Here is an 8,738-nt window from a genome sequence, read left to right as displayed (position 1 = left end):
GCGTGACGATCGAGAAGCGGCCAGCAACCGATGAAATGGTCGATACCATGTACGAGCTGATGCGTGCTACACAGGGGAGGGCGGGTTTCTTCCTGCGCCCGAAGCAGGCATTTAGGGCGTACTGGCGGGCACTGGCTGAGGCGGGGATGGGGCAATTCTTCGTCGCGCTGCATGAGGGTGAAGTGCTGGCAGCCGAGTATGCCATGATCTTCGGTGACAAGGCATATTACAAAGAGGGTGGCTCAAGTGGCGCGAAGCGCAATCTCATGGCGCCGTATCTCCTGCAGTACGAGGTGATGTGCTGGGCGCGAGACCGGGGGGCCAAAGAGTACGATCTGATTGCCGTGCCACCGAAGGACAAGTTGAACTCTGAGCACTCGATGTGGGGTCTGTATCAGTTTAAGTCTGGCTTTAATGAGGAAATAACAGAGTTTATTGGCGGCTGGGAATATGCGCTAAAGCCCGAGGTATATCGACACTGGACGAAGCTCGAGCCTTGGTTTCATCGAGTATATCATCGAGTGGCAGGTAATATTTTTTGGTAATTCGACAGAGGGACGAAGCTCGAAAAAATAACAAAAAAGAAAACCTCGACAAAAACGACGAGGTGGGCGCCCGAGGGTGGGGTGGTGGGGCCCCCACCCTCGGGCTACACCAGGTTGGCGGGAACCTGGTGTGTTCGGCGCGGGAGGCCGAACTTTTTGTCGACGATGTTAGCATGTCTTCCCCGCGATGGGGGGGCTCGTAGACATCGTCAGGAAATGGTGATCCGAGACGCTTAGACGAGCTACAATGGCGACCTCTCAGCCCGAGGACGGGAGTGTAGGCGCCAAGAGTAAGACAGACCTCTCTTGAAGCCGTAGCTCCCGAGGTCGTTCGCCTAAGCGTCTCGCCTTAGTACTGTAAGGTACGTACTATACACTATAGCAATCATAGACATACTAGTCAAGAGCTTACTCGAAGACAAGCATTCGGTTTGTGCTTCTTGTATAATGGCATGCATATGGGTGGAATTATAGAACAGGCAGGGGAGTCCTCGGGTTCTTCAGATCAGGAGAGACTGGATCGTATTTTTCGGGCATACGATATCCGCGGACTTGTGCCAGAAGAGCTCAATGCAGACATCGCACGAGACATCGCCCGGGCTTTTGCAGACACGCTCCCAGATGGCATCGTGGCGGTTGGGAGAGATATGCGGACGGACTCAGAGCAGCTGGCGACGGCCTTTATAGATGGCTTGATTCAGCAGGGGAGAGAAGTGCTCGATGTGGGCATGATTACTAGCGATATGATCTCGTTTACGGTTGGTCAGTACGATCTGGCAGGTGGCGCAATGATTACCGCGAGCCATAATCCAGGCGAATACGATGGCATCAAGTTGACCGCAGCTGGCGTGAGTCCTGTAGGGATTGATTCGGGCTTGCTGGAGATCAAACAAGCAGTGATTGATCAATCGTTTCATAAGGTCGAGGAAGTAGGTCGCAAGCTTGAGAAGAACATTCTCTCAGATTGGGTGGAGCATGCCCTGCGGTTTGCGGGCAGTGAGCTCAAGCCGCTGAAGGTTGGTATTGATGCTGGTAATGGCATGGGTGCCCTGGCAGTACCGAAGCTTCAGGAGCTGACTCCTCTCGATATTTCGGGTCTCTATATGGAGCTGGACGGCACATTTCCAAACCATCCCGCCAATCCAATTCTCCCAGAAGCTATCGAAGATCTGCAGACGCTCGTACGGCGCAATGAGCTTGATCTGGGCATTGCCTTTGATGGGGACGGTGATCGGTGTTTTGTTGTCGACGAGACTGGTGAGGCGGTGACTTCGAGCGAGTTCGGTGCGCTTCTAGCAGCAACGTTTTTAAAAGAAAATGAGCATGCCTGCGTGGTCTACAATGCAGTGATCGGTGATATTGTCCCGGAGACTGTCGAAGGCCTTGGCGGCAAGGCGATTCGATCAAAGGTGGGGCACACCTATGTGCAGGAGCAGATGCGCTCATCGAATGCGGTTTTTGGCTGTGAAGGAGCTGGTCATTTCTTCTTCCGTGATAATTTTTTTGCTGATTCCGGATTAATCGCTGCTGTGATGGTGCTTGGCATAATGAGCGAGACTGATAAGAAGCTATCAGAGCTCATCGGGCCATATAAAAAGTATGCGCACATTGTCGAGGAAGACATTAAGACAAACCAGGGCGAACACTTGATCGCGGCGCTAAAGCAGCATTATTCCCAGATGAAATGTGACGAACTAGATGGCCTCACGATACGTGCTGAGGATTGGTGGGCAAATATTCGACCAAGTAATACCGAACCATACGTACGGATCAATCTCGAAGCCAAGAATAGGACGGTACTGACTAAAGCGCATCAAGAACTCTCAAGTTTGGTGAAAAAGTTCACTGCATAATTCTCTCGAAAGGTGTATTGACGATAGAAATCCCCGGGCGTAGTATATAAAAACCGCTGAGGCCCATGAGGGGCATTAGCTTGGCAGAAAGGGGCACTCGTGCTCAAGAAGCCAGGGGTCCGCATCCGTGGGCCCGACCGCACCTACAACCCCCGTGATGGCGAGTACAGCGACAGGAAGCTGGTTCGCACCACACCCGAGAATACCGGGACCCGCATGAACCCGAGGCTCGCCGGCATCTAGCCCTCGTTCAAGGGCGAGGTGTCGACCCGATCGAAAGGAGTCTGATGAACGCAGGGGGCATGCATGTGCAGCCTTGCGCTCGGTCTCCGGCCTAGCTACGAGACCGGCTGCTTCATCTGAAATCCGAGAACGAATCAGGCATTCGTCAGGACATCGTAGTCGTAGGTGAAACGTGTTCTAAGAGAGATGCTGGTATAGCAGTGCGCACGACCGAAGCATCTGAGCGAGTGGCTACTAGTGCCGCGTAGACACTCAGTGTCCTGACGCCAAGCTGTGCTAAGGAATCTGCTCCGGGGCAGGATTGCCTCACACGTATCATCTGGGACTGTCCGAAGTGAATCCTGAGGGTCAATCAGTCGCGAGCCCAAGACCTCCGCTTGATGGAGTGAGGGCTGCGATGATGTCCTCGACGTTGGCCGACAGCGCCAGTGCAACTAACGTGTAGCCTTCTACGTGATATGTTCGCAGAAGGAGGTGAGTTATCTCGGTCACCGGCGTCAACGTGCGGTGACAAACCAGAGCCGCGAAAGCGGGGACGGCACATAGGGGTGGTAGGGACTTCGGTCCCTGCCACCCCGTTCTGTTTTACTAAACTTGTTACTTAGTATTGACAATCATTAATAATCCTGATGTCATCCCACTCATGTCCGTTCGCGGACTGTCCAGGGGGATCGCCCACCAGCACACAGCTCTGTTGCTCACGGGCGGCCACTGAGTTTCGTCGGCAGCTAACTGCCCAGAGACCTCCAAGGAGGTGAATTTGAAGACCTTCGTCCACGCCAAGCCCCGCGGGGGCCGAAAGCCGGCGTAGCCGACCCACTTCTCTCATGGAGCTCAGGGAAGTAAAACTTTGAGCCAAGCCATCCTAAATCAATGGATGGTTCCGTTGCCGACTCAGAAGATCGCGGGGCCCGAGAGCCGCGCACTCGACATGTCTTATGGGGGAGGAGCACCTAATAATGCACCAATTCATACCCTAGCCGGGGAGAGAATTTGTCTCTGCTGAGGGTCGCCCCCTTGTAATCTGGAACTACCAAATGCATAGGCGGGTCGCACCCGGCTATGCATCAGGCAACCCTACAGACAGCAGAGAATGGGCGAGAAAAAAGAAGCCTGATCTCAAACGGCGCCTCACGGGGGGCGGAGTCACGGTACCCCGCCCCTTTTGCATATTTATTGATGCGCAAAGCACGAGTTTTTGTTACAATCAGCACTACTTTTACTCGCACCTTTCATATCCAGGGGGATCATGAATCAAGCCAGAGCACATCATCCGACCGGTCAGAAGCTGAAACATCCGCCAGAGGTACTCAAGCGTGTGAGGCGGACCGGCGACTACGCACGTCGACGTCAACCGAAGTACGGCGTGTATCCCAATTTTTATACCTTTGCACATCGGCTAGTCGAGCTTGTGTTTCGCCGCACCTGCCGCTGGGACGTGTACGGTCTCGATAATCTGCCCATGGCTTCAGTCCCGCATATCTCAGCCTTTGGGCATGAGTATGTCGAACGCCTACCCCTACCGGTGGTCTTTGCGGTCAAGCACGTCTCGATCCGCGACATCTTCGTGGTCGGTCTGTCGATCAGGCGAGTGGTGGGTTGGATGGTGAAGTCTCCGTTGGGTCAAATCTACGGGTTTTCTCGCGTTCTGATCTGGTTGAGCGGCGTGTTTGTTTTTCGAGACAAAGACATTGATCAGATTGCAACAGGCAAACAGTTTCGCTATGGACTGCTGGGCGACGATGCCTTGCCGCATCTTCATCTGATGCTCGACGATGGCTACTCGGTCATGGTCTTCGCAGAGGGGACGCGTGATGACCCGCTCGCTGTCAAGGACATCAAGACCGGCCCTCTGCGCTTAGCGATCAATGCCAATGTCAAGATCGTGCCAGTTGGTTTGGCGGGTACTGGCAAGCGTAAGAACGGTGCACTGGTGAAGCGTCGGTTCTTGCGTCGGCGCTGTGTGGCGGTCTTCGGGGGGCCGATCGATCCTACCGACTTCAGTATGACGCCAGCACGCAATCCGTGGGACGCGATTAACCTCCCGGCATTGCGTAGTCATGTGCGTGAGCGGATGGAGCTCTGTACACATGAAGCTCATCAGAAGCTCCTGGCTTTGTAGTCTACAGCCTCTCTCTCGAAATACCGGGAGAGAGGCTTTTTCTTTGTGGTGACACCAGATAAGATACAGGGATGGATGCCGCCAAGAAACACGCTGATATCAAGCAAGCCGTTCTCGATATGGTGACGTACTTCGCAGTATTTAATGTACCTGTAAGTATGGAGCGATTGGTAAATTACTTGCCAGTCCGCGCTAACCACCTGGCTGTTGCAGGGGCGGTGCGCGAATTGATACTCGAGACTAAGATCCAGCGTATCGGTGATAGGTATGGGCTTCGTGGGATGCGGTACGTGCGCGTGGACTCTCGTGAATTAGCGCGCGAGGCGCTCCTGAAGCGCGCACGACGCATCGGGCGTTTTATGGCTCTCTTGCCATTTGTACGGGCAGTGGTAGTTGTAAATAGTGTCGCGATTGGCAATGTACATGATGACAGCGACATCGATCTTTTGATTGTTACGACCCCCGGAAGGATCTTCGTTGCAAAGGGTCTTTTGTGGAAGCTCAGTCGGTGGCTTCGAGTATTGGAGACAGAAGAGCGCAAGGCGGGCAAAATCAGTCTCGGTATGTTTATGACGACGCGGGGTGTGCCGCTTGAGCGCGATATTATGCTTATTAATGACCCGCACCTGATTTACTGGCTGCTCACTGCCACGCCAGTTTACGGCGCGAAGATATGGGCGGAGATCCTACAGACATCACCGTATGTGCGTGCGCGCACGCCACATATGCTCTGGCCACGTGGGGGGAAGTCCATCGACAAAAGCGGCTGGAGATTTCTTGATTCCTGGGATGATCGTGGGTATCGGATTCATCTGAAGCACACGAGTCAACAGCCGAAGAATCAGCAGCCCGCAGCCTTCGTGCGCATTCGACCCGACATCATCAATCTGCATGCACTTGATGCGTCAGAACGTATCGCTGATTCTTATGAACGCCTGAAGAACAAACCGCCATACCGAACGCATCGAGGGCGCGCGCGTCGCTCAAGCTGATTTTTTGCACAAACCTCCCCGAAGGCGTAGACTTCAAAGTAACAACTTGGAGGGTATATTGTGTTGGTCTTTTTGCTGATGATCATTGCGGTCGTAGGTCTCATCTGGTATGACAATCGCCATCGTGGTCAACCTAATCCTTCACAACAGCATCTCAATCAGCCCCCGAATCCGATACTTGATCAAGTGACCGATGAGGTGATCGCTGATAGGGTGGAGCGCTTGGCAATGAGCGCGAAGACTGCGGCGGAGTCAGAGGTATTGCATCGCGCAGCCCGATCGATTCGGGCTGGCATGCAAACCCTACTTGCCAAGGGCGTCAAATTGACGGAGGCTTCGAAAGAAATTGTGGAGATCGCGCCAGCCGCCGTGCATCAGCAGGCGAACCTCAAGGCAGTTACTATTGAGCCACCCAAGCCACCTGTACCATCATTAGCTGAGCGTAGCCGCAAGATGATGCAAAATGCTAATGTCTTGTTGTACCTTGGCGCGTTCTTGATTGTTATAGCGGCTGGTACGTTTGTCGGAAGCAACTATGGCTCGATCGATAGTATGACCAAGGTCGTTATGCTTGGCGCTCTGACAGCTGCTTTTTATATTTCGGGGCTGTGTCTGTATCGGCTCACAAAGCGCTTTCAGCCGGCAGGAATAACATTTGCGGCTATCGGCCTTCTGATGGTGCCGCTCGTTGGCTTGGCGGTACAGACTCTACTCTACGATGGTCAGCCAGCTGCGCCGATCTGGCTCGCGACGACAGCAATCGCGCTCGTACTTCAGCTTCTGACATACGCCCTGATCCGTAAGAGCTATATCGTGTATTTCTCGGCCCTCACCACCGTCTCTCTCTTCCAGTCGTTGACCGCTACTCTGGAAGCACCGGTGTACTGGTATGGATGGGTAATGATGTTGACGAGCTTAGCGTACATCTTTCTGGCGCGAGTCATGAAGGACAGGCAATTGGTCGAAGCACTCGATGTAAGTGCGCAGGTCTTTGTGCCAATCTCTGTAGTGTTGTCGCTGCTTGGTTGGGAAGAATTCGGGAGCTGGGCGATCGGTACGCAGCTCGTACTCACAGCTGCGTTTTATCTGGTCTGTGCAGGTTTACGCGATTTTGATCAGTCAGATGCAGAGGTCACGTATCTCGGACTGGCTGCCACACTTTTCCCAATTGGCTTTGGGCTCGTATTACATAGTCGACAAGTCCCGATGTGGGTGATAGCGGTACTTCTTCTCCTGATCGGTTTGAGTTACGTGGTTGGTGACAAATACGCACCAGAAGCACGACATAAGCCGATTTATGCCGCGCTGGCTATCGCATTGAGCCTAGTGGCTCCGATGCTGCCTTTTGATGGGCAGCAAAGCTCTGTTCTCACACTAGGTTCAGCAGCAATACTCTTGTCCCACTATGTTTTGACTCGGCGGCATGAAGTGTATGCGGTGTTTTTATTGGTTCTGACTAGCCTACCGTATATCTGCCTTACCTATCTAATGCCGATCGGGTGGGCGATTGGACAGATTGCGCTGGTCTATGCATTGCTTGCGATCATATTGAGCGTAGTGAGCGAATTCGTATTGAGTAAGATCGACGATGCTGTTGCAGAAATGCAGGATGCAGTGGTGGTAATTTGGACCGTGCTTGCTAGCGTCATGGCGGTTGCGATAGATCCATATCACTGGGGCACGGGCGTACTAATCGCTTCATCAATGAGCTATTTCTTACTCGCGCGGAAGCGACGTCCACAGATGATTATCGGGGCGATGTTGGGGATTAACGCCTTCATTATTGTTGCCAGCGCGCAATACAATTGGCAGCCTGCGATCGGATATGTGCTCGCGCTGGCGTCTGGAGTCGGATTCTACGCGCTCTACAAGGCTTTGCCGAGCCTGAAAAATCGACCACGGCTCATGGGAGTTAGCTATGGCGCAGGACTGTTACTAGCATTTGGATTAGCGTTAAGCGATACACATATTGCGATGCGTATAGCGGCTCTTGTGCCGGTTATTTTGACGCTCGCAACTTCGTTTGTAGAACGAGAGAAGCGTGTGCCGACAGGGCTAGCTGTGGCTGGCAGCTATATCGTCATGATGTCGGTAGCGGATCATTATGGCTGGTCGACATTCTTGACGATTGGTTTGTGGTCGGCGGTGATATATATCCTGGCATGGCCAGTGGAGGATGGGCGTGGCACAGTTGCACGTCTGTCGGCAGTCGTGGGTGGTAGTATTGCATTTGCGATGAGTGCTGGTGAATCGAGGCCAGCACAGGTCGAATGGTGGTCGGTGTCGGTGGGTGCGTTGGCAGCAGGTATGACAATCTCGGAGAGCTATCGTCAAAAGAATAGAACTGGTAAATATATTGGCTCAGGATTGTTTTGGCTTAGTGTCTTGAGGCTCTATGATGCATTCGGTATTACAATCTCTCAGGTTTACGTCCAGACCACGGCAGTTTATATCGCTGCCCTGGCATATCGACAGTATCAGCGCGGTGAGCGGCAGGCCCAAGATGCACTGACCGCAGGGGCACTCTTCGTATCGACGGTGCCACTGGCTTTTGAGGCACTCAATGACACGACCGGCGGGTATACGATAAGTATCATGGGGCTCGGTATCGTCCTGATTGTCGCAGGAATGGGAATGCACTATCGTTTGGTGCGAGACTGGGGAATCGGGACACTTGTACTGATCGTACTGTATAAGACCGCCGGCTTTATCTTCCAGCTTCCAGGCTGGGTATGGTTTGGCGTAATTGGGGTCGGTGCGTTAATTGGCGCGATATATTTGCTTGGTCGACATACAGAAGCGCGACCCGATGAGACCGAGTCTTAAGAAATAACTATATTACAGGACCCTTCCTCGTACTTCAGTCTGATGACAATCTAGTGAAATCCTGGTAGAATAGCCGCCAGTTCATTGTACCTCTACTAGATCGGTAGTCATCATGGCGGACGAAACACGTCAGTCCTCACCACCAGCGGCCGCTGCG

5 protein-coding genes are annotated in these 8,738 nt (G+C 53.2%); all 5 read left to right on the top strand.

The window, feature by feature from the left end:
- Window positions 1–545 (top strand): peptidoglycan bridge formation glycyltransferase FemA/FemB family protein (locus IT415_03200; protein MCC7543687.1); only part of this gene is annotated, 545 nt, incomplete at its 5' end.
- A gap of 458 nt (window positions 546–1,003) precedes the next feature.
- Window positions 1,004–2,398 carry a phosphomannomutase/phosphoglucomutase gene (locus IT415_03195; GenBank protein ID MCC7543686.1) on the top strand — a complete coding sequence of 465 codons (1,395 nt, stop codon included), beginning with the start codon at window positions 1,004–1,006 and terminating at the stop codon, window positions 2,396–2,398.
- Window positions 2,399–3,890: 1,492 nt separating this feature from the next.
- Window positions 3,891–4,763 (top strand): 1-acyl-sn-glycerol-3-phosphate acyltransferase, encoded by an 873-nt coding sequence (locus tag IT415_03190; GenBank protein MCC7543685.1) that lies wholly within the window; start codon window positions 3,891–3,893, stop codon window positions 4,761–4,763.
- 71 nt (window positions 4,764–4,834) lie between these two features.
- Window positions 4,835–5,755 (top strand): hypothetical protein, encoded by a 921-nt coding sequence (locus IT415_03185; GenBank protein ID MCC7543684.1) that lies wholly within the window; start codon window positions 4,835–4,837, stop codon window positions 5,753–5,755.
- 60 nt (window positions 5,756–5,815) lie between these two features.
- The gene (locus tag IT415_03180; protein MCC7543683.1) at window positions 5,816–8,581 is read left to right on the top strand and encodes a hypothetical protein; all 2,766 of its coding nucleotides are present in this window, start codon (window positions 5,816–5,818) and stop codon (window positions 8,579–8,581) included.
- The last annotated feature ends 157 nt before the right edge of the window (window positions 8,582–8,738 follow it).

The sequence above is a fragment of the bacterium genome (assembly GCA_020854115.1).
GTDB lineage: Bacteria > Patescibacteriota > Saccharimonadia > CAILAD01.
This window is presented reverse-complemented; position numbering and strand designations above follow the sequence as displayed.